The 2,117-nt window shown below is 70.3% G+C and carries 1 protein-coding gene; it reads right to left on the bottom strand.

Features of this window, described 5'->3' with window-relative positions:
• Positions 1 to 237 precede the first annotated feature (237 nt).
• The coding region (locus tag EON91_RS14275; protein WP_292096043.1) for an amylo-alpha-1,6-glucosidase at positions 238 to 2,117 on the bottom strand (1,880 nt) is incomplete at its 5' end.

Below are 2,117 nucleotides of genomic sequence, written 5' to 3'. Positions count from 1 at the left end.
CCGCAGGGCGAAGCCGGGTGGGGGCGGCACGGCTGATCGGGCGCGCCTTGCATCGCCAAGCCCTCCCCACCCGGTCGCTTCGCGACCACCCTCCCCATGAAGGGGAGGGAGAGTTTTTTACGCCGAAGTCAGGATCGAGAAGCGCCTTCGGTCCGGTGGCGGATGCTCAGCCTGGCCGCCCCCACCCGGTCTCCGCTTCGCGTCGACCACCCTCCCCGGGACGGGGAGGGAGAGGCGTTACGCCAACGTCCGGATCGACACGCCGCCGTCGTTGCGGCGGGGGATGACGACGGTGTGGGGGCCGGATTGGGCGAAGGTTAGGTCGACGGTGGCGTCGCCCAGTTGCAGGCCGGTGACGTTCAGCCGGTCGATGCCCGAGGGCAGCAGGGGGCGGTCGATCTCGATCACGCCGGCGATGGCGTCGATCCTGACGCCTAGGGCGGCCTGCAACATCAGGAAGACCGAGCCGGCGGCCCAGGCCTGGGGCAGGCAGGCGACGGGATAGGCGATCGGCGGCTCGCCCGGGCGGCGCTCGAAACCGCAGAACAGTTCGGGCAGGCGCAGCTGGAAATGGGTGGCGGCGGAATAGATCTCGCCCAGCAGCAGGGACACGGCGCGGCGCTCGCCATATTCGGCCATGCCGGCGGCGGCCAGGGCCGTGTCGTGCGGCCAGACCGAGCCGTTGTGATAGCTCATGGGATTGAAGCGCGCCTGGCCGGTCGCCAGGGTCCGCAGGCCCCAGCCCGAGCGGAATTCGGCGCTGAGCAGACGTTTGGTCACCAGCCTGGCCCGCTCGGGCGAGGGCAGGCCGGTGAACAGCAGGTGGCCGGCGTTGGAGGCGATGGCGCGGCACGGCTGGCCGTCGCCGTCCACGGCGATGGCGTAGAATTGCTCGTCCTCGAGCCAGAAGCGATCCTCGACCCGCTGACGCACGGCCTCGGCCTGGGCGGCCCATTCGTCGGCCCCCGGATCGCCCAGCACCCGGCCCAACTGGGCCATGGCCTGCCACGCGGCGTAGGCGTAGCCCTGGACTTCCAGCAGAGCGATCGGCCCCTTGGGGAAGCGGCCGTCGGCGTGGAAGATGGAGTCGAAAGAATCCTTCCAGCCCTGGTTCGACAGGCCGGTTTCGGCGGCGCGTTGATAGGCGATCAGGCCCGTGCCCTGAGGATCGCCATGGTCGCGCATCCAGCCGACTGCGGCGATCAGATTGGGCCACAGGCGGCGGATGGTGTCGAAGTCGCCGGTGCGGCGGGCGTAGGCCCCGGCCAGGGCGACGAACAGGCAGGTGGTGTCGACGCCGCCGTAATAAAGGCCGAACGGCACCTCGCCCAGGGCCGACATTTCGCCGCGCCGGGTCTCGTGCATGATCTTGCCGGGAGCGGAATCCTGAAACGCCGAGGTGTCCGTCGCCTGGCGTCCGGCCAGATAGGTCAGCACACCCTTGGCCAGCGACGGGTCCAGCCACAGCATCTGCCAGGCGGTGATGATGCCGTCCCGCCCGAACGGGGTCGAGAACCAAGGCGTGCCGGCATAGGGATAGGGGCCGGTCGGCAGGTCAGTGGTCAGCAGGGCGACGTCGGATCGCGATTGGTCCAGCCAGTCGTTGAACCGGGGGCTGCGGGGGCCGCGCAGCGAGGCGCCGCGCTGCCGCTTGTCCCGCATATGGACGCGGGCCTGGACGGCGTAGAAACGCCAGCGGTCCTCGGATGGCGCCTCGCAGCTGTCGGCGCCGCACTCGATATAGAGGTCCACGGTGCGGCCGCGGGGCAGGCTGAACATGAACTCGGCGCGGGAGGCCGACATCCGGGCCGGGGGCTCGGAAAAGGCCAGGCAACTGATCCGGTCCACGCCGTCCAGGCCGGTGTAGCCAAAGGTGGTGCGGCGACCATCGCCGGTGACCGGATGCGATTGGCCACGCGCGGCGCGGGGTGTGCCGCGCACCTCGAAGATGTCGGCGAAATCCGCCGCATACTCGATCACGAGCGGCAGAAGCACATCCTCGGTGCCGTGGTTGACGACGTGGATGCGCTCGAACATCCGCCGCTCCCACAGGAAGCGTCGCCGCTCCAGATGCAGCACGCCGGCGGGGGCCGAGCGGCCGCCCATGGGGGGCAGGG

It is taken from the genome of Brevundimonas sp. (assembly GCF_004210735.1).
Lineage (GTDB): Bacteria > Pseudomonadota > Alphaproteobacteria > Caulobacterales > Caulobacteraceae > Brevundimonas.
This window is presented reverse-complemented; position numbering and strand designations above follow the sequence as displayed.